Genomic DNA, 24,653 nt, shown 5'->3' with positions numbered 1-24,653 from the left:
CGCGTTTTGTTTTGTTCGGGAGTGCCCTATCGTGGCAGCTGCGCGGCCTCTTGCGCGAGCGCTGCGATGCCGTCCCAGTCCCCAGCGATCATCATATCTTTGGGGGCAACCCAGCTGCCGCCAACACAAGCAGTGTTGGCCAGACCCAGATAGTCGGGCGCATTCTTCAGGCTGACACCGCCAGTGGGGCAGAACGTGACCTGAGGGATCGGCGCGCCGATGGCTTTCAGCGCTTTGGCGCCGCCGTTAGCTTCGGCAGGGAAGAATTTCTGGACGGTGTAGCCACGCTCAAGCAGCGCCATCGCTTCGGACGCGGTCGCCGCGCCGGGCAGCAGGGGTAGGTCCGCCGCTTCGCACGCGTCCAACAGTATGTCTGTCGCGCCGGGGGACACGCCGAACAGAGCGCCTGCTTCCTTGGCGGCTTTGACATCTGCGGGCGTGAGCAAAGTGCCTGCGCCAACAATACCGCCCTCGACCTGCGCCATCTCGCGGATTGCATCTAGCGCAACGGGGGTGCGCAGGGTGACTTCGAGCACGGGGAGGCCGCCCTTGACCAGCGCCTCGGCCAAGGGGCGTGCATGGGCCAGATCGTCGATCACCAGAACAGGGATCACAGGGGCCTTGCGGCAGATTTCGAGGGATTTAACGCTGGCTTCTGCGGGGGTCATGGAATGGTCCTCTGGGTCGAAATCGGTTGGGGTGGCGTGCCTCCGGCGGGAGTATTTGGGGCAAAAAGAAACAGGGCTTTCTGCTTTGTCCAAATACTCATGTCGCCAGCGGCAGACGTTGGCAGTGTCAGACGATGACCGCTGCGCCGTTCGACGCAAGGCCAACGTTTTGGCGGAAGGCTTCGAAAAGCTCGCGGCCGATGCCCGACTTGTTGGCGGTCAGGTCGGCGACAACGGCCTCGCGTGTGTCGAAATCGGCTTCGAGGCAGTCGATCTTGCCGGTCTTGGCGTCGACGCGCAGCAGGTCGCCGTCGCGGACGCGGGCGAGTGGTCCGCCAAGAGACGCTTCGGGGCTGACGTGGATCGCTGCAGGTACCTTGCCAGAAGCGCCGGACATGCGGCCGTCGGTGACCAGCGCGACCTTGAGTCCGCGATCCTGCAGAACAGCGAGGGTCGGGGTCAGGCTGTGCAGTTCCGGCATCCCGTTGGCCTGCGGGCCTTGGAAGCGGACGACGACGATGGTGTCTTCGGTGAATTCGCCGGCTTGGAAGGCTTTGCGCACATCAGCTTGCTCGTGGAATACGCGGGCTTTGGCCTCGATGATGTGACGCTCGGGGGCAACGGCAGACACCTTCATTATGCCGGTGCCGAGGTTGCCTGCCAGCTGCTTCAGGCCACCAGTGGGTTGGAAGGCGGTTTCGACGGGGCGCAGGATTTTGTCGTTCTGGGTCTCTTTGGGCCCTTCGACCCAAGTCAGACTGTCGTCGATCAGCTTGGGCTCTTCGGTGTAGCGCGACAGGCCCTGACCGGCGATGGTCTGGGTGTCGTCATGCAGCAGGCCGTTGTCGAGCAGCTCGCCGATCATGTAGCCAAGACCACCAGCCGCGTGGAAGTGGTTCACGTCTGCCAGACCATTCGGGTAGACTTTGGCCATCAGGGGGACGACCGAAGACAGTTGGTCGAAATCTTCCAGCGTCAGTTCGACCCCAGCCGCGCGGGCCATTGCGGGCAGGTGCAGCACGAGGTTGGTCGAGCCACCGGTTGCCATCAGGCCGACGATCCCGTTCACAAAGGCGCGCTCGTCCAGAACGTCACAGACCGGAGTATATTCGTTGCCCAGTTGAGTGATCGCTGCCGCGCGTTCGACGCCAGCGACGGTCAGGGCGTCGCGCAGGGGCGTGTTCGGGTTCACAAAAGAACTGCCCGGCATGTGCAGACCCATGAACTCCATCAGCATCTGGTTGGTGTTTGCCGTGCCGTAGAAAGTGCAGGTGCCCGGACCGTGATAGCTTGCCATCTCGGCTTCCATCAGCTTGTCGCGGCCCACTTCGCCGGTGGCGAATTGCTGGCGCACCTTGGCTTTTTCGTCGTTGGGCAGGCCGCTGACCATTGGGCCGGCGGGCAGGAAAATGCCGGGGATGTGGCCAAAGGTGGCCGCGGCGATAATCAGACCGGGGACGATCTTGTCACAGACGCCAAGGTAAAGTGCCGCGTCAAAGGTGTTGTGTGACAGGGCCACGCCGGACGCCAACGCGATAACGTCGCGCGAAAAGAGCGAGAGCTCCATGCCGGTCTGGCCTTGGGTCACGCCATCACACATGGCAGGCACGCCGCCTGCGACCTGCGCAGTTGCCCCGACTTTGCGGGCGGTCTGACGGATCAGTTCAGGGTAACGCTCGTAGGGTTGGTGCGCGGAGAGCATGTCGTTGTAGGCGGTCACGACACCAATGTTCGGCGCGCGGCCCTCGGCCAAAGAAGCTTTGTCGTCACCCATGGCAGCATAAGCGTGGGCTTGGTTCCCGCAGGTCAGGTGGGCGCGGGCTGGGCCTTGGTCGGCGGCACGCTTCATCTGGTCCATGTACTTGGCACGGCGGTCTGCAGAGCGTTCGCGGATGCGCTGGGTGACGTCGTGGATCGTATTGTTCAAGGGCATGGGTAGCTCCTGTAGCGTCCTGTTGGGCGCCCTATATCAAATTAAGTTAGCGCTAACAAGAAGCGCGATGTAAAACCTTTGTGCAGATTGATCTTTTCGCAGCACTGGAACCGGAGTAGAGGGCGCACATGACCCAAGCATACCCCACAATCCGCCTGAAGCCCAATGCCGAAGCCCGCGCCATCCGCCACGGCTTCCCTTGGGTGTATGACAACGAACTGGTGACAGACCGCCGGACCCGCAAGCTGGAGGCCGGATCGCTGGCCGTGCTCGAGGATAACGAACGCAAGCCTTTGGGCCTTGTGACCGTGAACCCGAACAGCAGGATCATCGCACGGATGCTGGACCGCGACACTGAGACTGCGATCGATCAGGCATGGTTCACCGCGCGTCTTCAGCGCGCCTATTCGCATCGCGCGCGCCTATACGATCAGCCGTTCTACCGTTTGGTCCACGCCGAGGCCGATGGCCTGCCCGGTGTCGTGATTGACCGGTTCGGGGATGTGGCTGTGGTGCAGCCGAACGCGGCGTGGGCTGATGTGCGCTTTGCCGAGCTGGCTCAGGCGCTGGTGGACGTGACCAGCATGACCACCGTGATCAAGAACGGGACGGGCCGTGCGCGCACCCTCGAGGGTCTGGAAGAGGTGACCGAGGTGACCCTTGGCACTGCGCCAGACGCACCGATCCCCGTACCCATGAATGGCGCGACCTATATGGCCGACGTGATGGGCGGGCAGAAAACCGGCCTGTTCTACGACCAGCGCCCCAACCACGCCTTTGCCGCGCAGCTGGCGAATGGCGGCCGCGTGCTGGACGTGTTCAGCCACGTGGGCGGCTTTGGTCTGGCGATGCTGGCAGGCGGTGCGACCTCGGCTTTGGCTGTGGATGGATCAGCTCCGGCGCTGGACTTGGCAGCGCAGGGGGCTGCCGCGTCGGGCTTTGGCGACCGGTTCGCGACCCGCAAGGGCGATGCCTTTGCGACGCTCGAAGCGCTGGCCGAAGAGGGTGAGCAGTTTGATGTGGTCATCTGTGATCCGCCCGCCTTTGCCCCGTCGAAAAAGGCGCTGGATGCGGGTCTGCGGGCCTATGAACGTGTGGCGCGACTGGCGACCCCGCTGGTTAAAGAGGGCGGCTATATCGGCCTGTGTTCCTGTTCCCACGCCGCCGATCTGGCGAAGTTCCGTGGGGCCTGTACCCGCGGTATAGGGCGGGCAGGGCGCACCGGTCAGCTGATCTACACTGGCTATGCGGGCCCTGACCATCCCCTGCTGCCGCAACTGGCAGAGACCGGCTACCTCAAAGCGCTGTTCTACCGCGTATGAAGGTCCTGCTCGACGCCTGTGTCCTCTATCCGACGGTGATGCGCGAAGTGCTGATCGGGGCTGCGAGAGCCGGCCTCTATCAGCCGCTCTGGTCCGACCGGATCCTAGAGGAATGGCGGCGGGCTGCGGCGCGTTCTGGCCCCGTCGACGGGATGCAGGCCGAGGGCGAGATTGCCCTGCTACGGGGTGCCTTCCCGAAAGCTTCTGTGCAGGAATTCGAGCACATCGAGCAGCGTTTGTACCTGCCTGACAGTGGCGACCTGCACGTATTGGCCGCCGCGATCAAAGGGCACGCGGACATTATTGTCACCCTGAACGCCAAGGATTTCCCCCGCCATACGCTGGCGGAAGAGGGGATCGAACGTCTGGACAGCGACCAGTTCATGCTGCGTTTGTGCGACGACGCGCCCGAAGCCGTGGGGCAGGTTGTCGAAACTGTCCGCGCTGCCGCTGAACACATGGACGACGCTCCCCGCGATATCCGCCCCCTGATGAAAAAGGCGCGCATGCCTCGGCTGGGAAAACGGCTGGGTTAAACGTTCCAGCGGCGTTCGTTGGCCTCAATCGCGGCGATGCGGTCGGGGGTTTTCGGGTGGCTCATCAGCCAAGCGGGCATGACGCCTGCGCGGCTCTGGGTCAGTTCATCCAGCTTGTGAAATAGGGATTTCTGCGGTCCCGTGCCGATGCCTGCTTTGACCAGCAGGGCAGAGGCATAGGCGTCAGCCTCGTATTCATCATTGCGGGACAGGCGCGCAGCGAGCATGCTGGCCATCGCATTCGCTATCATCACGCCGATGCCGGGCAAAAACCGGCTCAGCACCATCGCCAAAGCGGTTCGCAACGCATTCTGACCCGAAAAATCGATCATCCGTTTGCGGGTATGGCCAAGAGCGACGTGTCCCATTTCGTGGGCGATGACGCTGGCCAGTTCCTCGGCCGTGACGGCACCGGCTTTGTACCGTTTGTAGAACCCGCGCGTGATGAATATGCGCCCATCAGGGGCGGCCAGACCATTCACCGGTTCGATGTCATAGAGGTGGACGCGGATGCGCGGCAGTTCCAAAGCGGCGGCCATCTGATCGCAGAGTTGTTTCAACCCGCGATCCGCCAATTCGGTGGACCGCATGTCCAGTTCTTTGCGCGTGCGCCACGCGCTGAAGTGGTACATGGCAAAGGCATACAGTGCCGCGAGCAGGATCGGTGTGAACTTGATCATGCGCATAAGATGGGGCAGCACATGGCAAAAGAAAAGCGCCCGACGCGATGAAACGTCAGGCGCTGTGCGCAAAGAGCCGGAGCTTAGCCCTCGAACTTGGCGTCCATGGTGATTTCTGCCGTGCCGCCCATCAACAAGCGTGAAATCGGGCAGTTGTCCTTGGCGGTGGTGGCCGCCTTGGTGAACTCTTCGGAAGTGATGCCGGGCACCTTGCCAGTCACGTCCAGATGGATTTTTTTGACCGCGAAACCTTCGCCGTCTTTGTCCATCGACACGGTTGCGGTCGTCGCGATCGAGTCAGGGATATTTTCCCCTAGGATCATAGACAGCGCCATCGAGAAGCAGGCTGCGTGTGCCGCCCCGATGATTTCTTCGGGGTTGGTTCCTGCGCCATCTTCGAAACGGGTGTTGAAGCCATAGGGTTGATCATCAAGCGCGCCCGACTCGGTCGAGACGTAGCCTTTGCCCTCTTTGAGCGAGCCAGTCCATTTTGCGGAGCCAATCTTGTTAATCATCACGTACAGTCCTTCTGTGTCTTTCTGTTGGGGCATCAACGGCCAGCACATCAGAAATGTTCCATAGAGGTTCGGGATTATGTTCCGCGGCGTAGGAGCCAGCGCCCAAGAACAACCGCGATTAGGGCCGCCGTGACAAAACCTATGGCGTTGCTTGCGATTTCGGCGATGCTCGACAGGCTGGTGGCAAAGCTGTAGCCAAGACCGACATAGATGCTGACCCAGACCAGTTCTCCGGCCGCGTCCCACAAGCTGAACCGCAGCCAACCCATTTTTGCCGCACCCGCTGCGATATTGATCCACGGTCCGAGCGGGGCAAAAAGCCACGTACTAAAGAAGACGCCGGTTCCGCCAGAGGTCTCGACCACCTTTTGCGCCCGAGTGTACAGAGCCTTGCGTTTGGGTTTATCAGAGGTGAGCCGTGCGAGCAGCCCGCTGGCCCGCTGGCCAATCGCAAAGCCGCTCTGATCCCCAAGGACCGCGCCGCCATAGGCTGCAAGCACAACCTGCCACAGCACCAAATCCCCCACCGACACCAGCGCGCCACCTGCTAGCATCATCATCGAGCTGGGGATCGGCACCAGAAGGCAGGAGAGATAGGTCGAGGCCAGAATGATCCATACGCCGTAATCGGTTATGAGCGTAAAGAAGCTTTCAGTCATGGGGCCTGTCACCCGCGTGATCGGGATTGGCTGCACGATAGGCGGCAATCTCTTGGTCCAGCGCGTCAATAAAGGCCGCGGTGGTCATGCCGCTATTTTCGGCGATCCGCTCGATTGGCATGGGCTTATCGGGTGGGTTATCCAGACCAGTGATCCGAGCCATGATGGCAAACATTTCGGGCTTGGGGATGTCCCAGCTAAAAGCGACGTAGCGCGGTGTCATCCAGCCTTCGATCGGTTGCTGGTCTGGCGGGGGCGGGTCCCAGTGGGCCATGAACATCAGCATGCGAATGCCAAAGACGATTGTGGCCACGAGCGCCAACGCAAAGATCGCAGAGAGAACAGGATGCTTGCGCAGGCTGTCCCGCATGCGGCGTTTCATCGTCCCAATTCCTTCATGCCGCGCTCGATCCCCTCGAGCGTCATGGGGACCATCCGGTCTTCGAAGATTTGGCGGATCATGTGGATCGATTGCGTGTAGGGCCAATATTTCTCTGGCACCGGATTGATCCACAGATGCTGCGGCCACTGGCGCCGGGCACGCTGGAGCCACACCTGACCGGGCTCTTCGTTCCAATGCTCGTTCGCGCCGCCGGGGATCGCGATCTCGTAGGGGCTCATGCTGGCATCGCCGACAAAGATGCATTTGTAGTCCGAGCCGTAGGTGTTCATCACCTCGTGCGTCGGGATCTGTTCAGTCCAGCGGCGGGCGTTGTCGCGCCAGACGCCCTCGTACAGGCAGTTGTGGAAATAGTAGTATTCCAGATGCTTGAATTCGGTCCGTGCCGCGCTGAAAAGTTCCTGTACGACCTTCACGTGGTCATCCATCGACCCACCAACGTCCAGAAACAGCACGACCTTTACCGCATTGCGCCGCTCGGGGCGCGTTTTGACATCCAGATATCCGTGTTCGGCGGTAGAGCGGATGGTGCCGTCCAGGTCCAGCTCTTCGTGGGCGCCATCGCGGGCCCATTTGCGCAGGCGCTTCATCGCGACCTTGATATTGCGGGTGCCGAGTTCGACCGAGTCATCCAGATTGCGGAACTCGCGTTTGTCCCAGACCTTGACCGCGCGGCGGTGGCGGCTTTCGTGTTGGCCGATGCGGACGCCTTCGGGATTGTAGCCGTAGGCGCCAAAGGGAGAGGTGCCTGCCGTGCCGACCCACTTGTTACCACCTTGATGTCGACCCTTCTGCTCCTCGAGCCGCTTTTTCAGCGCCTCCATCAGCTTGTCAAAGCCGCCCATGGCTTCAATCTGGGCCTTTTCCTCTTCGGTCATGTGCTTTTCGGCCATCTTGCGCAGCCATTCTTCGGGCAGGTCGAGCGCATCTAGAACCGCGTCGTTCGGGATGTCTTCGATGCCTTTGAATGTCTCGCTGAAGGCTTGGTCAAAGCGATCGAGGTGTCGCTCGTCCTTTACCATCGCCGTGCGGGCGAAGTAGTAGAAGCTTTCGATATCGTAAGTGGTCAGCCCTTTTTGCATTCCCTCGAGAAAGGCCAGATATTCCCGTAAGGTGACGGGAACGGCGCGCTGTCTAAGGTTCTCGAAAAAGGGCAGGAACATCGCGGGTCCTTTAGCTGATGTTGCGCAGCAGAATGACCTGCGCGAGAACCCCGATGATGGCAAAGATCACCGCGTATGTCGCGATGTAATGGATAACGTCAGAGCGCGTGCCCTTGCGGCGGCTGGCGATCAGACCACCCATTGCGCCGCCAAAGATCATGATCCCGATAACTAGAAGCATTGTGCCCCCCTGAAAGTGCTGCGGGCCCTGCATTTACAGGGCCCACGCACATCACAAGGGACTAAAGCCGGTGAGGACACGCAGGCGCTGTTTCAGCTCCCGTTCTGATCCAAAGCCGTAGCGCGCCCAACCCAGACTGTCCACCCGTGCGGCACGGGCGTCCGTGGCCATGCCGTTGCGCATCAGTGCCTCGGACCGCAGGAGCATCAGGGCTGACAAAAGGGCCGCGTTCTCGCCGCGGATCGCAGCTGCGAGGCTCGGCTCGATATAGTCCAGTGCCATTTGCGGGTTGCCGTTGTGCAGAGCGTAGGACGCGATCCGCGATGCGACCTGCGCTTTGTGAATGTCTGTCCCGCTGTTGGCCTGATAGTACTGATAGGCGTTCTGGAATGCGGCGATGGCACGGTCAGGGTCGCTGCGCTCGGTCAGCAGGCCGATCGCGTACCAGTTATATCCCATGCGTACGTCCGAGAGCTTGCGCGCCGTTGCGATACGCAGGGCATCTTCGGCTGCCTTCAGGCGCTGGTTCATGTTCGCGCCTGGGGCGAGGGCCGTGATCATGTTGGCACGCCAATCGCGCGGTGTGTAGATCTGGAATTTACCCGGGGGGCGCTGACCAGCAGGGTTCAGGCGTGCCAGAACCTCTGGCAGGCGGTTGGCGACCTGACGGCGGTTCATCCCGCTGTGCAGTTCGGGCGCATACATCGCCTTGAGGATCAGCATATCGAACCCGGTCAGAACCGTATGCAGATTGTCATCGTTAAAGATACTATCCGGCAGCCTGTACAGATCATTCAGTGGACCCAAAGCTTGGGACAGTTCTTCGTGCAGGCAGTCGCGCGTTTCTTGCGGGCTGACATCAGTGGGCACAAAGATCGTGATTCTTTTCCGTTCCTTCATCGAGGACCAGCTTGTCAGCTTAGTCCGCCGCGCGAGTCGGTATTCGGCCAGAGTTGTCACGTTCGGAGCGACAAAGCAGGCCGCTTGGGGCAGGACCTTCTGGATCGCGCGTCTGGTCGTCGCATTAACAATTATGTTCGCGTCAGACGTGTTCGTTTGTGTAATCTGTAATCCCGCCTCAGAGCGCAGGCGATAAAGAAGGCGACCAAGGTCAGTTGTAAGTGTGGGTGAGGGTGCGCCGCGCACTGCTACGGTGATTGGGCCCTCGAACCGCGTAAAGTACGGCAGGTGCCGCCCGCTTTCCATTCGCATGGTCAGATCCAGAAAATCGCGTGCGATTTCCATGTTGGATCGCGCGGGCGCACGGGCTCGCGGCGATGAAAAGACACGCATTTCTGGTAGGTCTACCTCAGCAGTGAAGGCGCGCGTAGGGGAATCGTAGACAGACATGGTCGGCGTGCACGCCGAAAGAGCCACAAAAACTGGCAAGAGCAGGCGGTAAAGCATTACTGGGAACCCGATAATGTTGGGATGAGACCTGCCAGTATCCGCGAATCGCTCGTGCCGCTCTTTCGCCCTCTGTCGGGGCTTTTGTCATATGGTCCGCTTCGCATTGGGTACCTGCACACACGTCAACATCCTTGTTTTCAGTGAGTTCAGGTATCGTTTTCAAAGCGGGCCACATGTTGCTGTAACTGGGAAATTTGTAAGGCAGGATAACTATCGTTTCCCTTTTAGCATAAAAGTCAGACTTTCAAATAGGTGAACGTCCTGCTCGTTCTTTAAAAGCGCGCCGTGCAACTTGGGAAGTGCATTTTTTCCATCCCTGCGAATGTCTTCTGGGGATAGGTCCTCGGCCAGAAGCAGCTTTAACCAATCTAAAACCTCGGAAGTGCTAGGTTTCTTCTTGAGACCTGCAGTGTCGCGAATCTCGTAAAATTGGGTCAGCGCTTCGGTCAGTAGAGCTGACTTGATGCCCGGGAAATGGACATCGACGATTTGCTTCATTGTTTCCGTATCTGGGAAACTGATGTAGTGGAAAAAACAACGACGCAGGAAGGCATCGGGCAATTCCTTCTCATTATTTGACGTAATGATGACGATAGGCCGCTGTTTTGCCTTAATTGTCTCGCCGGTTTCGTAGACAAAGAACTCCATCTTATCGAGTTCCTGCAGCAGATCGTTGGGGAACTCGATGTCGGCTTTGTCGATTTCGTCGATCAGTAGGACGACTTTCCCGTCAGCGTCGAAAGCCTGCCAAAGTTTGCCCTTACGAATGTAATTCGAAACATCTTCGACACGAGGATCGCCAAGTTGGCTGTCCCGCAGGCGCGATACGGCGTCATACTCGTAGAGACCTTGCTGAGCCCGTGTTGTTGATTTCACTGCCCATTCTAGCATCGGTAGTCCCAAGGATGCGGCAACTTGTCTGGCAAGCTCTGTTTTGCCCGTCCCTGGCTCGCCTTTGACCAAAAGCGGGCGTTCCAGCGCGATGGCGGCGTTTACTGCAACAGTCAAATCCGCCGGCGCGACATATTTGTCGGTCGATGAAAATTTCATTAAGGTTTTCCTAACATTTCCTATGCCATGAAACAGGTTATCAGAATGACCTTACGCGCGAAACTGGGGTGCTTTGTGTAGTGACATCCCTGTGGGTCTGGGGTAAGTGGACCCCGAAGGAGGCCCGATATGTCTGACAAACCAACGACCCCAGACGAGGGCTTGATCAGGGGAGCGGAAATGAAAGCAGAAGTCTTTCTACCTGAGGATTACCAGCCAGCCGAGGACGAGCCGTTCATGAATGACCGGCAACTCGAGTACTTCCGTCGCAAGCTTATTGCCTGGAAGGACGAGATCCTCGAGGACAGCCGAGAGACGATCGAAACCTTGCAGGGCAGTACCCGGAATATTCCGGATCTGACTGACCGCGCGAGCGAAGAGACCGACCGCGCGCTGGAACTGCGGACACGTGATCGTCAGCGAAAGCTAGTTTCCAAGATCGATTCGGCTCTGCGCCGGATCGAAAACGGTGAATACGGCTACTGTGAAATGACCGGCGAGCCGATCTCGCTCAAGCGTCTGGACGCACGTCCGATCGCAACCATGACCCTCGAGGCGCAAGAGCGCCACGAACGTCGGGAAAAGGTCCACCGCGACGACTAAGGTCGCCGCCGGTGAAATGAGTTTTAGCAGGTGCCGGGTTCCTTTGTGAGCTCGGCATTTGTATTTTGACTAAACGATTTCGAAGTAGGGGGCGGATCATGCCTCGGATGAGCCAGAATTTCACGGTCGCTGGCGGGGGCATCGCGGGATTAGCGGTTGCCCTCGGATTGGCGCGGCAGGATGCCAGCGTCACAGTTCTAGAGCAGGCCGATGCAATCAAGGAGGTTGGGGCGGGTCTCCAGATTAGCCCAAACGGTTTACGTGTCCTGGAGTCCCTCGGGGTTGGCGATGCTATCCGCGCCTGCGGTGTGCAGGCCAAAGCGGTAGAACTGCGGGATTATCGCCGCTCTGGCGTGGTCGCGCAGATCCGGCTGCGCCAAACTGGTGGCGATACGGGCTACTATTTTGTCCATCGCGCGGATTTAATCGAGGTTCTGGCCTCTGCGGCGCGCGATGCCGGAGCAAAAGTGCGCCTGCTACAGAAGGTCGACAGCGTTAGCTTGAACGCTGCATTGAACATGAAGATGCATTGCGGCCCCGCGTTTCAGCCCGAAGTGTTGATCGGTGCGGACGGTGTGCGTTCTGTGGTGCGGCCCGCAATCAATGGATCCGAAGCTCCGTTTTTCACGGGACAGGTGGCATGGCGTGCCATCGTTCCAAACGTCCTGAAGCAGCCTTCTGTGGTGCGGGTTTACATGGGGCCCAAGCGGCATCTGGTGGTCTATCCGTTGCGGGACGGTTCCATCTTGAATGTGGTGGCAGTGAAAGAGCGTGCGCAATGGGCGGCAGAGGGATGGTCACAACGGGACGATCCGTCCAACCTGCGTGCATCGTTTCACGACTTCGGGTCTGACGTGCAAAAATTGCTGTCACAAATTCAGGATGTGCATGTTTGGGGATTGTTCCGGCACCCCGTGGCGGAAAAGTGGTACAAAGGCTCGGCTGTTCTGGTCGGGGATGCGGCTCATCCAACCCTGCCATTCTTGGCGCAAGGGGCGAACATGGCGCTCGAAGATGCCTACGCGCTTAATGCGGAGTTCGCGCGAAATCAGGATTTGCAGAGCGCGTTCAACACCTATCAGCAGGTGCGCCAAGACCGTGCGTCCCGTGTGATCGAGGCGGCAAACGGGAATGCATGGAAATACCACCTGTCCTCTGCACCCCTGCGTTTTGGGGCCCATCTGGGAATGGGCTTGGTCAGCCGCTTCGCACCGCAAAAACTGGTCGGCTCGTTCGACTGGCTCTATGGCTATGATATTACCCGCGATCCGCTTCTGACCGGCTCAGACGTCTAGGGTCAACCAGACAGGGACGTGGTCAGAGGGTTTCTCCTTGCCCCTCGCTTCGGCTTCGATCCGGCAGTCGGTCAAGAGGTCTGCGGCTTCGGGGCTCAGTAGGAAGTGATCGATGCGGATACCGTCGTTCTTTTGCCAGGCACCTGCCTGATAATCCCAGAAGCTATAATGCCCGCCGCCAAAGGTGCGTGTGCGGAACGCTTCGGTAAACCCAAGGTCCAGAATGCGCCGGAACGCCGCACGGCTTTGGGGAAGGGCCAAAGCATCCTTTTGCCAGACTTGCGGACGCGCGGCATCTTCGTCTTGAGGAATAATGTTGTAGTCGCCGGCCATCACCAGAGGCATCTCTTCTAGCAGCATTTGCTTTGCGTGCTGCTCCAGGCGCGCCATCCAGGCCAGTTTATAATCATATTTCGGCCCGGGCGCTGGGTTCCCGTTGGGCAGGTACAATGCGCAGAGGCGCACGGCAGCAGTTTCGCCAATCACGGTGGCCTCGATCCAGCGCGCCTGTTCATCACTGTCATCGCCGGGCAAACCGCGGGTCACATCTTCGAGCGGGAGTTTGGACAGAATTGCGACGCCGTTGAAGCTCTTTTGTCCATGGGTTTCAACGCGGTAACCCAAATCTTCGATCGCCTCGCGGGGGAAGCCTTCGTCGACCGATTTAATCTCTTGCACGGCAACGACGTCGGGGCTCTCTTCCCGCAGCCAAGTCAAGAGCGTTTCGATCCGCGCTTTGACGCCGTTGATGTTGTAGGTCACGATCTGCATGGTGGTTCTCCCAGTTGCCCAAGCTATCGCTGATCACCGCATCAAGAGCAACCCGCACAGGCCCCGATACCGGTAGTGCGTGTTGGAGTTTATCGCTATATACCTCTGGTTGAGTTCTGTCCTCATTTGTAGGGAATGGTTCGTGCAATAACCTTTTGTATGCTTCGCTACATACTAATGATAATCAGCGCAGTCCTTGTCCGACGAAGCGCTGAGCAAGGTATAGAGTGCGGAGTTTTTTGTTTTGCTTAGTATAGAAAAGTACGATGACGATCGATTTGGAAACGTCGTCATGTTGCGCCCAAGGGCTCAAACGCCTGCAAATCTAATGAATCTTGCAGGTAATATTCTCGGGCATCGACAACCGATTGAAAGCAAGGCTTGGTATGAGGAAATCATATATCTTCTCATGCTTCTTAGGCGGTGCAACATCCCGGTCGGTCAGGACTTTCTGGCCCGGTTTCGCCCGCTCTACGATCGCCTGCCAGAGATGCTGCAGTTCAACCCGCGGTCCTATGCGGTTCTCTTGCACATAGCGTATGAATTGGAGCGCAACGGGATCGAGGGGGATGCCTCATCTGGTCTGATACGCTGGATTCTCTCCAGAGATTTGGTTGTCGCAGATCATTCTGACAAGGGGCGCCTGTATGGCAGCTGGATGATGTGGCAGTCCAATGTTTCCGCTTTGGGGGCAGCTGGGGATCAATCGCTGATCCGACGTACGATCGCGCGCATTTCCCGGCCGGACTTCTACGCAGAAATGCCGATGGGTAAGGATCTGGCACGTAGCGTGATGATTCTTACTGCGATGGGCGGTCTTGAAGCTATGGCGACTCCCGCGATCAAAACCAGTCTGAGAAATGCTCTGTTCTACGCGTTTCTGGCAGACGATGCTGAGACGGCTTCGCGCCTGATCTCTGTTTTTCATGCTTTGAATATGCCAGTTCCCCAACCGGTGGAGAACTTTGTGCTGCGCCGAAGCTCTAAACTGCGCATCAGCGGCGGGCTCGAACATGGTCAGGTGGACTCCTTGAAACTGTATATGGCCAGCCAATGCGTTGCCTACGGTGCCGGCCAACCGGTCTTTGCAGAGGCCCTTCCCAACGGCCCGTTCTCGCTTCACATTCAAGGGGATAAAGTTTCGCCGATGCGCGAGTTGCAAACCGTGCTGCGCCGAATGAGCATTCCGCGCTGTGGCAACTGGCCGGCGATGAAAAGGGAAATCGAGGGCCTGCTGAGTTTCCCGACACATAACCGCCTGGAAGCCGCCGCAAAGTGCGACGGGTTCGATGCATTTTTCGAAATCCTCTCAAGGCCCGGCGACGTGATGTGACGCCGATCCCTTAGATCGAGAAACTGGTGCCGCAGCCGCAAGAGCTGGTGGCATTCGGGTTCTCGATCACGAAACGAGCGCCGATCAGCTCTTCGGTGAAATCGATCACCGCATTCGCCAGAAAGGGCAGGGAGGTGCTGTCCACGACGACCGTTTCTCCGGCGCCTTCGAGCAGCAGATCGTCAGCCGTGGGTTCGTCCAGCTTGATCTCGTATTGAAAGCCCGAGCAGCCGCCGCCTTCGACGGCGACGCGCAGAGCCTTGCCCGAAGCCGCAGCACCGATTTCGTGCAGGCGGTCAAAGGCGCGGGGCGTGACCTTGGGGGGCAGATTCATCAATGATCTCCGAAGTTTTTGCATTGGCGGACTTCTCGAATATATGTGGTGCAGCACCTAGCGACAAGGAGGGGGCATGCAAGCACCCTACGCATGTGATCCGGCGCGCAGCCGCGGCCGGCTTTTTGAGGAAGAAGGCAGCACCTTCCGGTCCTGTTTTCAGCGGGACAGGGACCGTATCCTGCATTCCAGCGCATTTCGGCGGTTGAAGCACAAGACTCAGGTCTTTGTGGAGCACGAGGGCGATTATTACCGCACCCGCCTGACCCATTCATTGGAAGTCGCCCAAGTTGCGCGCACGATCTCGGGCGCTTTGGGCCTGAATCAGGAACTGACCGAGGCTGTGGCGCTGGCCCATGATCTGGGACACACACCGTTCGGGCACACAGGCGAGGATGCTCTGGCTGAGTTGATGGCCCCCTTTGGTGGGTTTGACCACAACGCCCAAGCCCTGCGCATCGTGACCAAGCTCGAAACCCATTATGCGGATTTCGACGGGCTGAACCTGACATGGGAAACGCTAGAAGGGATCGCCAAGCACAACGGCCCGGTTCCCGCGCCGCATCCCTATGCACTTTCCGAATATAACGCACGGCATAATCTGGAACTGGACACCCATGCCAGCGCCGAGGCGCAGGTGGCGGCCATTGCCGATGACGTGGCTTATAATAACCACGATTTGCAGGATGGCTTGCGGGCAGGGCTCTTTACCGAAGAAGAGGTCGCGGCGTTGCCGATCGTCTGCGATGCCTATGCCGAGGTGGACGCCAAGTACCCCAATCTGGACCGCCGCCGTCGCCGGTACGAGGCTTTGCGCCGTGTGTTCGGGGTGATGGTCGGCGACGTAATCGATACCGCTCAGGCCAGCCTCAAGGCTACTGGGGCAGGCTCGGTCGAAGAATTGCGCATGGCCGGAATTGCAATGGTGACATTTTCTGATGACCTGAGGGAACAGATTAACGTCATTCGTCGTTTCCTGTTCACGCGGATGTACCGCGCCCCTTCTGTTGTCGAAGTACGCGAGCGCGTGACGCAGGTAACGATCGATCTGTTCCAGACTTATCTGAACGATCCGCGGATGTTGCCAGAGAACTGGCAGGCCCAGATTGCGGCTGTTCGGGACCAAGGAGAGACAGAGATCGCGCGCAGCGTGGCGGACTACGTGTCTGGCATGACGGACCGGTTCGCACTGCTAGAGCATGCGCGGCTGTGCGGAGGACAGGGGCTAGGGGATTTGCACGGACCGGCACAACGATAAGACGACAAAGGAACATCCATGGCTGTAGCGAGTGAAGTGGCGGGGCTTGGCCCCGTGAATGCGATTGCGCTGGTCGGAGCTTTGGGTGTCGGGAGCCAGTGGCTGGCGTGGCGTCTGCGGATGCCCGCGATCGTTTTGATGCTTTTGGCGGGTCTGATCGTTGGACCCGGTCTGGGGATTTTTGACCCGGCTAGGGACATCGGCCCGCTGATGAAGCCGATGATCAGCATCGCGGTCGCGATTATCCTATTTGAGGGCGGTCTGACCCTCGACTTTCATTCATTGCGAGAGGCGCGTGTCGGCGTCAGGCGGTTGGTGTTCATCGGGGCCCCGCTTGGGTGGGCCTTGTCGGCGGCGGCGCTGCATTATGCGGCGGGCCTTGGTTGGGCGGCGTCCAGCGTCTTTGGCGGGATTATGGTGGTCACAGGGCCAACCGTGATCGCACCGCTTTTGCGTCAGGCACGGTTGCAACAGCGCCCCGCGAAGTTGCTTCAGTGGGAAGCGATCGTGAACGATCCGGTAGGCGCGCTGGCGGCTGTTCTGGCGTTCACCGTGGTTCTCGTGATGGCAGACACCGCAACTGTGGGCGAGGCTGTCACCGAATTCTCTTTGGGTATCGGCGTTGCGACCATTCTTGGTCTGGCAGCGGGTTGGGGTATCGCCCAAGGTTTCACCCGCGGGGTCGTGCCGGAATACATGAAGGTCCCTGTGCTGTTCACCGTCTTGGTGGCAGTCTTTGCGGCCTCTGACGCCGTTCTGCACGAAAGCGGGTTGCTGGCAGTGACCGTGATGGGTGTTGTGATCGCCAACGCAGAGCTTCCCAGCTACGACGAATTGCGCAGGTTCAAAGAGCACGCAACCGTTCTGCTGGTGTCCGGCGTCTTTATTCTGCTTGCCGCCAACATGGACCGCGACACCCTGTTCGCGATGGAATGGAGCACGTTGGGCTTTATCATCGTCGTGATCTTGCTGGCCCGTCCGGTGACGGTCATGGTGTCTCTGCTGGGATCTGACGTGCCAATGAAAGAGCGCATCCTGATCGCGCTGACGGGGCCGCGCGGGGTGGTCTTGGTTGCGGTTGCCGGTCTTTTTTCAGAGCGTTTGGTGGGACTGGGCTATGATGATGCCGCCAAAATTCCGGCGCTCGCGTTTGCGCTTGTGGCGGCTACGGTGGTGTTGCACGGGTTCACGCTGGCGCCACTGGCCGGCTGGCTGGGGCTCACTGCGGATCGCGCTTCTGGCGTGCTGATCGTGGGGGGATCTCGCTGGTCGACGGCGCTGGCCAAGGCCTTGCAGGATGCGGAGATGCCCGTGCTGGTCGTTGATCGCAATCGATCGCGCCTGCGCAGTGCCCGAGAGGCAGGCGTACGCACCTATTACGGGGATATCCTGTCTGAAGATGCACACAATACGCTGGATTTGGTTCCCTTTGAAAAGGTCATCGCTGCCACGGATAATGATGCCTACAACACCCTCGTGGCGACCGATCTGGCCCCCGAGTTTGGCCGCGAGAACGTCTGGCAGATCGCCCGTTCACGCGAGGAGTCCCGCCGTCACACGCTGCCTGTAACTCTTGGCGGTCGTGAATTGGGCTCGGGGCGCACTCACCGCGAACTCAGCAGTTTGATGCTCCAAGGCTGGCGCTTTAGCCGTACGAACCTGACCGACGATTACACGCTCGAACAATGGGAAGCGGATCGTCCCGACGGGGTTCCCATGATGGAGATTTTCGAAAACGGAAGCGTGCGTTTGCTGGGACCAGAACATCCCCCGCGTGAAAAGTCGGGCGTGACCCTGTTGGCAATGCTGCCCCCCAAGGAGGATTCTGCCACTCGGGATTGACGCGGGGCATAGGGCTGGTACATCCCATCCTCAATCAGACAGGATTGGACCTATGAACCTCTTTACCGATATTCACGCTGTTGTTCTTGCCGCGCTCGGGCAAATGCAGGCCGAGGGCGCGCTGCCCGAGGGCCTCGATTTCGCCAACGTCACGGTGGAGCCTCCGCGTGATCCGCTGCACGGGGACATGGCGACCAATGCCGCGATGGTGCTGGCCAAGGCTGCAAAGTCAAAGCCCCGCGATATCGCCGAAAAATTGGTCGAGAAGCTGGCTGCGGACGACCGTATCACCAGTGCCGAAGTGGCTGGACCCGGTTTCATCAACCTGCGTCTTGCGCCCGCGGTCTGGCAGGGACTGGTATCGGCGGTTCTGCACAGCGGCACACGTTTTGGCCGGTCCGAGGTGGGCGCGGGCAAGAAAGTGAATGTTGAATACGTTTCGGCGAACCCCACCGGTCCGCTGCACGTGGGTCACACCCGCGGTGCGGTTTTCGGTGACGCACTGGCGAGCCTGCTGGATTTTGCCGGTTACGACGTGACCCGCGAATATTACATCAACGACGGTGGTGCTCAGGTCGATGTTCTGGCGCGGTCGGTCTACCTACGCTACCTGGAGGCCCACGGTCAGGAAGTCGCATTCGAAGATGGCACTTACCCCGGTGAGTACCTGATCGAAGTGGGCGCAAACCTGAAAGACAAGGTTGGCGATGCTTATGTCGATCAGCCCGAAGACGTCTGGTTGGCCGAGGTGCGCGAGTTCGCGACCGATGCGATGATGGAGCTGATCCGCGAGGATCTGAAAATGCTCGGCGTCGAGATGGACGTGTTCTACAGCGAAAAGTCGCTCTACGGCACGGGCCGGATCGAAGGCGCTATTCAGGATCTGACCGACAAGGGCCTGATCTATCGAGGTACGCTGGAGCCCCCCAAAGGCAAGCTGCCCGAGGACTGGGAACCCCGCGAGCAGACCCTTTTCAAGTCGACCGACTATGGTGACGACGTAGACCGCCCGATCATGAAGTCGGACGGCGCGTGGACCTATTTCGCGCCCGATATCGCCTATCACTACGACAAGGTGCAGCGTGGCTTTGACCTGCTGATCGACGTCTTTGGCGCCGACCACGGCGGCTATGTCAAACGCATGAAGGCTGCCGTCAGCGCGCTGTCCGGTGGCAAAGTTCCCGTCGACATCAAACTGTGCCAGCTGGTGAAGCTGTTCAAGAACGGTGAGCCCTTCAAAATGTCCAAGCGGGCAGGGACCTTCATCATGCTGCGCGATGTCGTGGAGCAGGTTGGCCCCGATGTGACCCGTTTCGTGATGCTGACCCGCAAGAACGACGCGCCGCTGGACTTTGACTTCGACAAGGTTCTGGAACAGTCCAAGGACAACCCTGTCTTCTACGTGCAGTACGCCCACGCCCGTGTGGCTTCGGTCCTGCGCAAAGCGGCAGAAGCAAGTATCTCGGCTGATGATGCGACCCTGCTGGCGGCGGACCACACCAAGCTGGACCACGAGGCCGAATTGAACCTGTTGAAGAAAATCGCCGAGTGGCCGCGTCTGGTGGAAATCGCCGCACGGACCAACGAACCGCACCGGATTGCCTTCTACCTGTATGAATTGGCATCGGATTTGCATGGCCTCTGGAACCGTGGCAACGAAAATACCAGCCTGAGATTCATTCAGGACGGCGATTCTGCCACATCGCAAGCAAAAATCGCCCTGGCGCGTTCGACAGCCGTTGTGATTGCAGCCGGTCTTGGTATCTTGGGTGTCACGCCAGCTGAGGAACTGCGCTAAAGAACGCAGCCCACAGGCGAGACACGAGCAGTAGATATAACCAGCGGCAGTCCGGGATCGCTGGGATCAGAGAGGCAGTGATGGCGGATTATCAATCGTCACAGGGCGGTTACACGCCCTACAACCAGTATGGTGGAAACTATGGCTGGGATGACCCCGCAGACTACATGCAGGACTTCGTTGTTGAAGAAAGCCCGCGCCGCAAGCTGATTAATATTGTTGGTTCTGTGGCCTCTGTGGCTGTGGTTTCTGCTGTTGTTCTATGGGGTTATGGGACGATTGTCCGTGATGTCAGTGGCGTTCCTGTTGTCGCCGCGATGGAGGGGCCCGTGCGCGTGGCCCCCGCCGATCCCGGTGGCGAACAAGCCGAGAATCTAGGCCTCGCGGTCAATGAAGTGGTCGCCGCTGGCGCAAACAGCGCTCCGGTGGCCGAAGTCGTCCTTGCTCCGGAACAGCTGGACGTCGCGGCAGAAGACGCCCCTTTGTCCGAAATAATGCCTGTTGAACCTGTCCCTGCAGAGTCGACGGAATTCGCCGTAAACGATTCTGACGTCTTGGTGGACGAGGCAAATATTCCCGTCCCGCTGGATAACGTTGTTGATACTGAAGACGACTTTGCGGCTCTGGCGAATCAACTGGCCTTGGCGGTGAAGCCCCAAGATACCCTGATGCTAGACGATGCTGCTGAACCTGCCGTTGTCGCGCTGCGCCCGCAGATCCGTCCGTTCCCGGCTGGCGATTCGGTTCAGGTCGCATCAGCCAGCGATGATTTCGTCGCCTCCATTACATCGACCGCGACCGAACTTGACGCAACCGCGCTGCCTGCTGGCACTCGTTTGGTGCAGCTTGGCGCGTATGAAAGCCCCGAAATCGCGCGCGTGGAATGGACCCGCATCAGTGGCCAGTTCGCTGAGTTCTTTGACGGCAAAAGCCGTGTGATCCAAAAGGCCGAGAGCGGTGGGCGCATTTTCTACCGCCTGCGCGTGCACGGCTTTGACGATCTGGCCGACTCGCGCCGGTTCTGCTCGGTGCTGGTAGCGGGCAACGCGGCCTGTATTCCGATCGCGCTGCGCTAACCCATGAACCTTGCCGCTATCTTTGGATGCTCGGGGCCTGTTCTGACAGGCGCCGAGCGTGACTTTTTCAGGACCGCGCAACCGTGGGGCTTTATCCTGTTTGCACGGAACATCGAGAGCGCGGAGCAGCTGCGAAAGCTGACAGCCGACCTGCGCGAGTCGGTTAGTTGGAACGCGCCGATCTTCATCGACCAAGAGGGGGGGCGCGTGGCGCGTCTGCGGCCGCCGCTGGTTCGTGATTGGACACCGCCCTTGGAAATGGCGCGCGCGGCCGGTCCCAATGCCGCCCGTGCGTTCTGGCTGCGCTACCGCCTGATTGCAGCAGAACTGCTGTCCTTTGGCATTGACGGGAATTGCGCGCCGATGGCCGATGTGGCCCGGGCCGACACTCATCCGTTCTTGCGCAATCGTTGCTACGGCGAAGATCTGCAAGCTGTGATCGCAAATGCCCGCGCATGTGCCGAGGGGCATCTGGATGGTGGTGTGCTGCCGGTGCTCAAGCATATGCCTGGCCATGGGCTGGCCCGCGTGGACAGCCACTTGGATCTGCCTCGCGTGGATATCAATGCAGAAACTCTGACAAACGTGGATTTCGCGGCGTTCAAGGCGCTGAATGACCTACCGCTGGGAATGACCGCGCATCTGGTGTTTGAGGCACTTGATGACCGCCCCGCCACCCTGTCGCCCAAGATGATGCGCTTGATCCGTCAGGACATCGGCTTTGACGGATTGATCATGACCGATGACATCAGCATGGGCGCGCTGTCTGGCACTGTGGCGCGTCGGTCTGGAAAGGCGATCGCGGCAGGCTGCGATGTGGTTTTGCACTGCAACGGTGAACTCGACGAGATGGAGAGCATTGCAAACGTCTGTGGTGACCTGACCGAACAGGCGGAGGTTCGTGCGGAGCGGGCCTTGGCGCAGCGGCGACCCCCCAGCGATATTGACATTTCGGCCCTAGAGGCAGAATTTTCCTCCCTCTTGAACGGGTGAGGCCATGGACGATCTATTCAGCGATGATCCCCGCGGGCGGGGCGATGGCGCGACCGTCGAAGACCGGCTCGCCGCCGAGGCGCTGATCGTCGATGTCGAAGGCTTTGAAGGGCCTCTGGACGTCTTGCTTACCCTGTCGCGGACCCAGAAAGTGGACCTGCGCCGTGTCAGCGTTCTGCGTCTGGCGCAGCAGTATTTGGCGTTCGTAGAAAAGGCCAAGAAGCTGCGGATCGAGCTTGCCGCTGATTATCTGGTGATGGCGGCGTGGCTGACCTTCTTGAAATCGCGCCTTCTGCTGCCCCCCGATCCGACCGAGGATGGCCCCACGGGCGAAGAACTGGCCGCACATCTCGCGTTCCAGCTGGAGCGTCTGCAAGCCATGCGTGACGCAGCGGCCAAGCTGATGGCACGGGACCAACTGGGACGCGATTTCTTTGCTCGCGGTTTGCCAGAGGACATGGAGCGCGTGCGCAAGGTGCAATACACCGCCACGATCCTTGATCTGATGCGTGGGTATGCTCGCATTCGGACCAAGGATGAATTCCGCCCCTTTGTGCTGGATCGCGACAGCATCCTGACCATGGAAGAAGCGCTGGAAAAGATGCGGAGCCTCATTGGCTTTGTCGGCGAGTGGGTGGACCTGTCGACCTATCTGCCCGACGGCTGGGTCGAGGATCCCAAGCGCCGCCGGACTGCCACTGCTGCGACCTTTGCGGCCTCTTTAGAGCTCGTCAAAGAGGGCAAAGCCGAGATCCGCCAAACCGAAACTTTTGCGCCGATCCAGTTGCGCCGACGGGAAAACCGCCATGAGTAAGCACGACGAAGAACAGAGCTTGTTTGACGCGCCGGTCATCGCCGAGCAGGAGCGTATGGTCGAAGCCATTCTCTTTGCCAGCGCAGAGCCTGTGACCGTTGCCGAGTTGAACGCGCGGATGCCCCATGGCTGTGACGCGGCCGAGGCGCTGGCCTATCTGCGCAAACGCTACGAGGGGCGCGGCGTGCGTGTGGTCCGCGTGGGGGATGCTTGGGCCTTCCGCACTGCGCCCGATCTGGCGTTCCTGATGCAGCAAGAGCGGATCGAGGTCCGCAAGCTGTCCCGTGCTGCGATCGAGACGCTGGCGATTATTGCCTATCACCAGCCCGTCACTCGGGCTGAGATCGAAGAGATTCGCGGAGTTACCGTGAGTCGCGGCACCATTGACCAGCTTTTGGATATGGAGTGGATTCGCTTTGGCCGCCGCCGCATGACACCAGGACGCCCTGTGACCTTTGTCGTGACGCAAGAGTTCTTGGATCACTTCGGATTGGAGAGCGCGCGTGACTTGCCAGGCCTTTCAGAACTGCGCTCAGCGGGCTTGCTCGACAGCCGGATGCTTGGGGCAGGGACCATTCCCACGCCGCGCGGCGAGGAGGAGCAAGACGACGAATTGGCGGGTCAAACCGAGCTGTTCGAGGATTGATCCACGTCTGCGGGTTGAAATGGTGCGCGGCGTGCGTACCTTTAAAGAGTTGCAACCGAGAGGCCACCATGAACGCCAACCAGATCATCAACATCGCCATGCGTCTGTTCGGACGCCGCCTGATGAACAAAGGCATCAACGCTGGCATCGACCATTTTTCCAAAGGAAAAGGGGCCAAAGGTGGCCCCGTCTCTGGTCAGAAGAATGGTGATATCGCCAAGAAAGCGCGCCAAATCAGCCGTGTGATGCGCCGCTTTTGATCACTTGAAGTGCTTGGATAGTTTTAGACCCTGTCCCTGATAGTTCGACGCCAGATCCGCGCCGTAGAGAGTCGCGGGACGATCTGCCATTTTCTCATAGATCAGGCGCCCAACGACTTGCCCATGCTCGAGCACAAATGGCGCTTCGTGGCAGCGGACTTCTAGAACCCCGCGCGCGCCAGAGCCGCCAACGGCCGCGTGGCCAAAGCCAGGGTCGAAGAAGCCGGCATAGTGCACGCGAAATTCCCCCACCATCGCCAGATAGGGCGCCATTTCGGCGGCGTAAGCGGGCGGGATATGCACAGCCTCTTGGCTGACCAGAATGTAGAATGCACCGGGGTCTAGGATGATACGGCCTTTGTCGGTGCGGATTTCTTCCCAGAACTCGGCAGGGTCATATGCACCGATGCGGTCTAGATCGATAACGCCTGTGTGGGGTTTCGCGCGGTACCCCACCAAATCGGTGCCAGAGAGCCTCAGATCGACCGAGAAGCCCAGACCGTCGTCAATGACCGGCTCGCCATTCACCAGCGTCTCAGAGGCGTGCAACGCGCGCAGGGCGTCATCATCCAGCACGCTCTGGCCATTGCGGAAACGGATTTGGTTTAGGCGCATGCCCGGGCGGACCAGAACACTGAACGAACGGGGGCAAATCTCGGCGTACAAGGGGCCGGAGTAGCCTGCAGGGATGCGGTCGAATTCTGTCCCACCGTCAGTCACGCAGCGCGTCAGCAGGTCCAGACGACCGGTCGAGGATTTGGCGTTGGCCACAGCGGTAATACCGTCCGGCAGATGCAACCCTTCCATCAGAGGGACCAGATAGACGCAGCCCTTTTCCAGCACTGCACCGTTCGTTAGGTCGATCTCGTGCATTGTGAAATCGTCCAACCGCTCTGCGACGCGGGTGCCGTGACCCGGCAGGAAAGAGGCGCGTATCCGGTAGGCCACCTTGCCGAGGCGCAGATCAAGGCTGGCGGGCTGGACCTGACCGGTCAGCAGGGGGGCGTCGATCGTGATCGCACCGCTCTCAACCATTTCAGAGATTGTCTGACTCGGCAGAACACCGGTGGGCAGGGTCATGTCGCGGCCTCCTCGCTTCGGATCAATACG

Annotated in this window: 26 protein-coding genes; 13 read left to right on the top strand and 13 right to left on the bottom strand. The window is 59.6% G+C overall.

Annotation, left to right across the window (positions count from 1 at the left end):
- Positions 1–26: 26 nt before the first annotated feature.
- Both eda and edd read right to left on the bottom strand, forming a co-directional pair.
- Positions 27–668: a bifunctional 4-hydroxy-2-oxoglutarate aldolase/2-dehydro-3-deoxy-phosphogluconate aldolase gene (gene eda / locus AB9K37_RS14850; protein WP_369840290.1), complete on the bottom strand. Its 642-nt coding sequence runs from the start codon at positions 666–668 to the stop codon at positions 27–29.
- 127 nt (positions 669–795) lie between these two features.
- Positions 796–2,601 carry a phosphogluconate dehydratase gene (edd, locus tag AB9K37_RS14845; protein WP_369840288.1) on the bottom strand — a complete coding sequence of 602 codons (1,806 nt, stop codon included), beginning with the start codon at positions 2,599–2,601 and terminating at the stop codon, positions 796–798.
- Between the two features lie 128 nt (positions 2,602–2,729).
- Here edd and AB9K37_RS14840 point away from each other — a divergent pair, with 128 nt between their 5' ends.
- Together AB9K37_RS14840 and AB9K37_RS14835 are read left to right on the top strand one after the other, a co-directional pair.
- Positions 2,730–3,923 (top strand): RSP_2647 family RNA methyltransferase, encoded by a 1,194-nt coding sequence (locus AB9K37_RS14840; protein WP_369840286.1) that lies wholly within the window; start codon positions 2,730–2,732, stop codon positions 3,921–3,923.
- Entirely contained in the window at positions 3,920–4,459 is a 540-nt protein-coding gene (locus AB9K37_RS14835) for an RSP_2648 family PIN domain-containing protein (protein WP_369840284.1), read from the top strand. The genes AB9K37_RS14840 and AB9K37_RS14835 overlap by 4 nt, the downstream gene beginning before the upstream one ends.
- Here AB9K37_RS14835 and AB9K37_RS14830 read toward each other — a convergent pair.
- The 8 genes from AB9K37_RS14830 to AB9K37_RS14795 all read right to left on the bottom strand — a co-directional run bounded on the left by AB9K37_RS14830 (position 4,456) and on the right by AB9K37_RS14795 (position 10,520).
- Positions 4,456–5,139 (bottom strand): M48 family metallopeptidase, encoded by a 684-nt coding sequence (locus AB9K37_RS14830; protein ID WP_369840282.1) that lies wholly within the window; start codon positions 5,137–5,139, stop codon positions 4,456–4,458. The two genes, AB9K37_RS14835 and AB9K37_RS14830, sit on opposite strands and share 4 nt — an antisense overlap.
- 83 nt (positions 5,140–5,222) lie before the next feature.
- On the bottom strand, positions 5,223–5,654 hold the full coding sequence (locus AB9K37_RS14825) for an OsmC family protein (RefSeq protein WP_369840280.1): 432 nt from the start codon (positions 5,652–5,654) through the stop codon (positions 5,223–5,225).
- Between the two features lie 77 nt (positions 5,655–5,731).
- Positions 5,732–6,316, bottom strand: a complete 585-nt coding sequence (locus AB9K37_RS14820; protein WP_369840278.1) for a DedA family protein — start codon at positions 6,314–6,316, stop codon at positions 5,732–5,734.
- Entirely contained in the window at positions 6,309–6,698 is a 390-nt protein-coding gene (locus AB9K37_RS14815) for a hypothetical protein (RefSeq protein ID WP_369840276.1), read from the bottom strand. The genes AB9K37_RS14820 and AB9K37_RS14815 overlap by 8 nt, the downstream gene beginning before the upstream one ends.
- Complete coding sequence (locus tag AB9K37_RS14810) at positions 6,695–7,879, bottom strand: VWA domain-containing protein (RefSeq protein WP_369840274.1); 1,185 nt, start codon at positions 7,877–7,879, stop codon at positions 6,695–6,697. Before AB9K37_RS14810 ends, AB9K37_RS14815 begins: the two co-directional genes overlap by 4 nt.
- Before the next feature lie 10 nt (positions 7,880–7,889).
- Positions 7,890–8,060 carry an apolipoprotein acyltransferase gene (locus tag AB9K37_RS14805; RefSeq protein ID WP_143095342.1) on the bottom strand — a complete coding sequence of 57 codons (171 nt, stop codon included), beginning with the start codon at positions 8,058–8,060 and terminating at the stop codon, positions 7,890–7,892.
- A gap of 51 nt (positions 8,061–8,111) precedes the next feature.
- Positions 8,112–9,305, bottom strand: a complete 1,194-nt coding sequence (locus tag AB9K37_RS14800; RefSeq protein ID WP_369840271.1) for a DUF2927 domain-containing protein — start codon at positions 9,303–9,305, stop codon at positions 8,112–8,114.
- A gap of 375 nt (positions 9,306–9,680) precedes the next feature.
- Positions 9,681–10,520 (bottom strand): AAA family ATPase, encoded by an 840-nt coding sequence (locus AB9K37_RS14795; RefSeq protein ID WP_369840269.1) that lies wholly within the window; start codon positions 10,518–10,520, stop codon positions 9,681–9,683.
- A 180-nt stretch (positions 10,521–10,700) separates the two neighbouring features.
- On the opposite strand from AB9K37_RS14795, the gene dksA reads away from it, so the two are divergent.
- Entirely contained in the window at positions 10,701–11,123 is a 423-nt protein-coding gene (gene dksA, locus AB9K37_RS14790; protein ID WP_369840657.1) for an RNA polymerase-binding protein DksA, read from the top strand.
- Between the two features lie 98 nt (positions 11,124–11,221).
- Positions 11,222–12,418 (top strand): FAD-dependent monooxygenase, encoded by a 1,197-nt coding sequence (locus AB9K37_RS14785; RefSeq protein WP_369840267.1) that lies wholly within the window; start codon positions 11,222–11,224, stop codon positions 12,416–12,418.
- On the opposite strand, the gene xth is transcribed toward AB9K37_RS14785, so the two are convergent.
- Positions 12,407–13,189, bottom strand: coding sequence for an exodeoxyribonuclease III (gene xth, locus AB9K37_RS14780; RefSeq protein ID WP_369840265.1), 783 nt, complete (start codon positions 13,187–13,189; stop codon positions 12,407–12,409). The genes AB9K37_RS14785 and xth overlap by 12 nt on opposite strands.
- Positions 13,190–13,517: 328 nt before the next feature.
- Between xth and AB9K37_RS14775 the strand changes: the two genes are divergently transcribed.
- On the top strand, positions 13,518–14,522 hold the full coding sequence (locus tag AB9K37_RS14775; RefSeq protein WP_369840263.1) for a hypothetical protein: 1,005 nt from the start codon (positions 13,518–13,520) through the stop codon (positions 14,520–14,522).
- A 10-nt stretch (positions 14,523–14,532) separates the two neighbouring features.
- On the opposite strand, the gene AB9K37_RS14770 is transcribed toward AB9K37_RS14775, so the two are convergent.
- Positions 14,533–14,856, bottom strand: a complete 324-nt coding sequence (locus AB9K37_RS14770) for a HesB/IscA family protein (RefSeq protein ID WP_369840262.1) — start codon at positions 14,854–14,856, stop codon at positions 14,533–14,535.
- A gap of 76 nt (positions 14,857–14,932) precedes the next feature.
- Here AB9K37_RS14770 and AB9K37_RS14765 point away from each other — a divergent pair, with 76 nt between their 5' ends.
- From AB9K37_RS14765 to AB9K37_RS14730, 8 genes are all read left to right on the top strand, one after another.
- Complete coding sequence (locus tag AB9K37_RS14765; protein WP_369840260.1) at positions 14,933–16,114, top strand: deoxyguanosinetriphosphate triphosphohydrolase; 1,182 nt, start codon at positions 14,933–14,935, stop codon at positions 16,112–16,114.
- Between the two features lie 18 nt (positions 16,115–16,132).
- Positions 16,133–17,956 (top strand): cation:proton antiporter, encoded by a 1,824-nt coding sequence (locus AB9K37_RS14760; protein WP_369840258.1) that lies wholly within the window; start codon positions 16,133–16,135, stop codon positions 17,954–17,956.
- 52 nt (positions 17,957–18,008) lie between these two features.
- Positions 18,009–19,754 (top strand): arginine--tRNA ligase, encoded by a 1,746-nt coding sequence (gene argS / locus AB9K37_RS14755; protein ID WP_369840256.1) that lies wholly within the window; start codon positions 18,009–18,011, stop codon positions 19,752–19,754.
- An 80-nt stretch (positions 19,755–19,834) separates the two neighbouring features.
- Complete coding sequence (locus AB9K37_RS14750; protein WP_369840254.1) at positions 19,835–20,830, top strand: SPOR domain-containing protein; 996 nt, start codon at positions 19,835–19,837, stop codon at positions 20,828–20,830.
- Between the two features lie 3 nt (positions 20,831–20,833).
- Positions 20,834–21,823, top strand: coding sequence for a glycoside hydrolase family 3 N-terminal domain-containing protein (locus tag AB9K37_RS14745; RefSeq protein ID WP_369840252.1), 990 nt, complete (start codon positions 20,834–20,836; stop codon positions 21,821–21,823).
- A gap of 4 nt (positions 21,824–21,827) precedes the next feature.
- On the top strand, positions 21,828–22,637 hold the full coding sequence (locus AB9K37_RS14740; protein WP_072706970.1) for a ScpA family protein: 810 nt from the start codon (positions 21,828–21,830) through the stop codon (positions 22,635–22,637).
- Positions 22,630–23,283, top strand: a complete 654-nt coding sequence (gene scpB / locus AB9K37_RS14735) for an SMC-Scp complex subunit ScpB (RefSeq protein WP_369840249.1) — start codon at positions 22,630–22,632, stop codon at positions 23,281–23,283. The genes AB9K37_RS14740 and scpB overlap by 8 nt, the downstream gene beginning before the upstream one ends.
- Positions 23,284–23,351: 68 nt before the next feature.
- The gene (locus tag AB9K37_RS14730; RefSeq protein WP_293708928.1) at positions 23,352–23,543 is read left to right on the top strand and encodes a hypothetical protein; all 192 of its coding nucleotides are present in this window, start codon (positions 23,352–23,354) and stop codon (positions 23,541–23,543) included.
- On the opposite strand, the gene AB9K37_RS14725 is transcribed toward AB9K37_RS14730, so the two are convergent.
- Positions 23,544–24,623 carry a 2'-deoxycytidine 5'-triphosphate deaminase gene (locus AB9K37_RS14725; RefSeq protein WP_369840246.1) on the bottom strand — a complete coding sequence of 360 codons (1,080 nt, stop codon included), beginning with the start codon at positions 24,621–24,623 and terminating at the stop codon, positions 23,544–23,546.
- Positions 24,624–24,653: the final 30 nt, after the last annotated feature.

Source organism: Donghicola sp. XS_ASV15 (assembly GCF_041224595.1).
GTDB lineage: Bacteria > Pseudomonadota > Alphaproteobacteria > Rhodobacterales > Rhodobacteraceae > Donghicola.
Note: the sequence above shows the minus strand (reverse complement) of the source record. Positions and strands in the feature narration are given on the sequence as shown.

Bases quoted from the DNA above. Each gene is read 5' to 3' on its own strand.
- AB9K37_RS14810 (WP_369840274.1), bottom strand. From the start codon at position 7,879: ATGTTCCTGCCCTTTTTCGAGAACCTTAGACAGCGCGCCGTTCCCGTC.
- AB9K37_RS14840 (WP_369840286.1), top strand. From the start codon at position 2,730: ATGACCCAAGCATACCCCACAATCCGCCTGAAGCCCAATGCCGAAGCC.
- AB9K37_RS14820 (WP_369840278.1), bottom strand. From the start codon at position 6,316: ATGACTGAAAGCTTCTTTACGCTCATAACCGATTACGGCGTATGGATC.
- AB9K37_RS14740 (WP_072706970.1), top strand. From the start codon at position 21,828: ATGGACGATCTATTCAGCGATGATCCCCGCGGGCGGGGCGATGGCGCG.
- AB9K37_RS14825 (WP_369840280.1), bottom strand. From the start codon at position 5,654: ATGATTAACAAGATTGGCTCCGCAAAATGGACTGGCTCGCTCAAAGAG.
- AB9K37_RS14800 (WP_369840271.1), bottom strand. From the start codon at position 9,305: ATGGAAATCGCACGCGATTTTCTGGATCTGACCATGCGAATGGAAAGC.
- AB9K37_RS14795 (WP_369840269.1), bottom strand. From the start codon at position 10,520: ATGAAATTTTCATCGACCGACAAATATGTCGCGCCGGCGGATTTGACT.
- AB9K37_RS14725 (WP_369840246.1), bottom strand. From the start codon at position 24,623: ATGACCCTGCCCACCGGTGTTCTGCCGAGTCAGACAATCTCTGAAATG.
- AB9K37_RS14835 (WP_369840284.1), top strand. From the start codon at position 3,920: ATGAAGGTCCTGCTCGACGCCTGTGTCCTCTATCCGACGGTGATGCGC.
- AB9K37_RS14730 (WP_293708928.1), top strand. From the start codon at position 23,352: ATGAACGCCAACCAGATCATCAACATCGCCATGCGTCTGTTCGGACGC.
- argS (WP_369840256.1), top strand. From the start codon at position 18,009: ATGAACCTCTTTACCGATATTCACGCTGTTGTTCTTGCCGCGCTCGGG.
- AB9K37_RS14805 (WP_143095342.1), bottom strand. From the start codon at position 8,060: ATGCTTCTAGTTATCGGGATCATGATCTTTGGCGGCGCAATGGGTGGT.
- dksA (WP_369840657.1), top strand. From the start codon at position 10,701: ATGAAAGCAGAAGTCTTTCTACCTGAGGATTACCAGCCAGCCGAGGAC.
- AB9K37_RS14765 (WP_369840260.1), top strand. From the start codon at position 14,933: ATGCAAGCACCCTACGCATGTGATCCGGCGCGCAGCCGCGGCCGGCTT.
- AB9K37_RS14785 (WP_369840267.1), top strand. From the start codon at position 11,222: ATGCCTCGGATGAGCCAGAATTTCACGGTCGCTGGCGGGGGCATCGCG.
- AB9K37_RS14745 (WP_369840252.1), top strand. From the start codon at position 20,834: ATGAACCTTGCCGCTATCTTTGGATGCTCGGGGCCTGTTCTGACAGGC.
- AB9K37_RS14770 (WP_369840262.1), bottom strand. From the start codon at position 14,856: ATGAATCTGCCCCCCAAGGTCACGCCCCGCGCCTTTGACCGCCTGCAC.
- AB9K37_RS14750 (WP_369840254.1), top strand. From the start codon at position 19,835: ATGGCGGATTATCAATCGTCACAGGGCGGTTACACGCCCTACAACCAG.
- xth (WP_369840265.1), bottom strand. From the start codon at position 13,189: ATGCAGATCGTGACCTACAACATCAACGGCGTCAAAGCGCGGATCGAA.
- edd (WP_369840288.1), bottom strand. From the start codon at position 2,601: ATGCCCTTGAACAATACGATCCACGACGTCACCCAGCGCATCCGCGAA.
- AB9K37_RS14830 (WP_369840282.1), bottom strand. From the start codon at position 5,139: ATGATCAAGTTCACACCGATCCTGCTCGCGGCACTGTATGCCTTTGCC.
- eda (WP_369840290.1), bottom strand. From the start codon at position 668: ATGACCCCCGCAGAAGCCAGCGTTAAATCCCTCGAAATCTGCCGCAAG.
- AB9K37_RS14815 (WP_369840276.1), bottom strand. From the start codon at position 6,698: ATGAAACGCCGCATGCGGGACAGCCTGCGCAAGCATCCTGTTCTCTCT.
- AB9K37_RS14760 (WP_369840258.1), top strand. From the start codon at position 16,133: ATGGCTGTAGCGAGTGAAGTGGCGGGGCTTGGCCCCGTGAATGCGATT.
- scpB (WP_369840249.1), top strand. From the start codon at position 22,630: ATGAGTAAGCACGACGAAGAACAGAGCTTGTTTGACGCGCCGGTCATC.
- AB9K37_RS14775 (WP_369840263.1), top strand. From the start codon at position 13,518: ATGAATCTTGCAGGTAATATTCTCGGGCATCGACAACCGATTGAAAGC.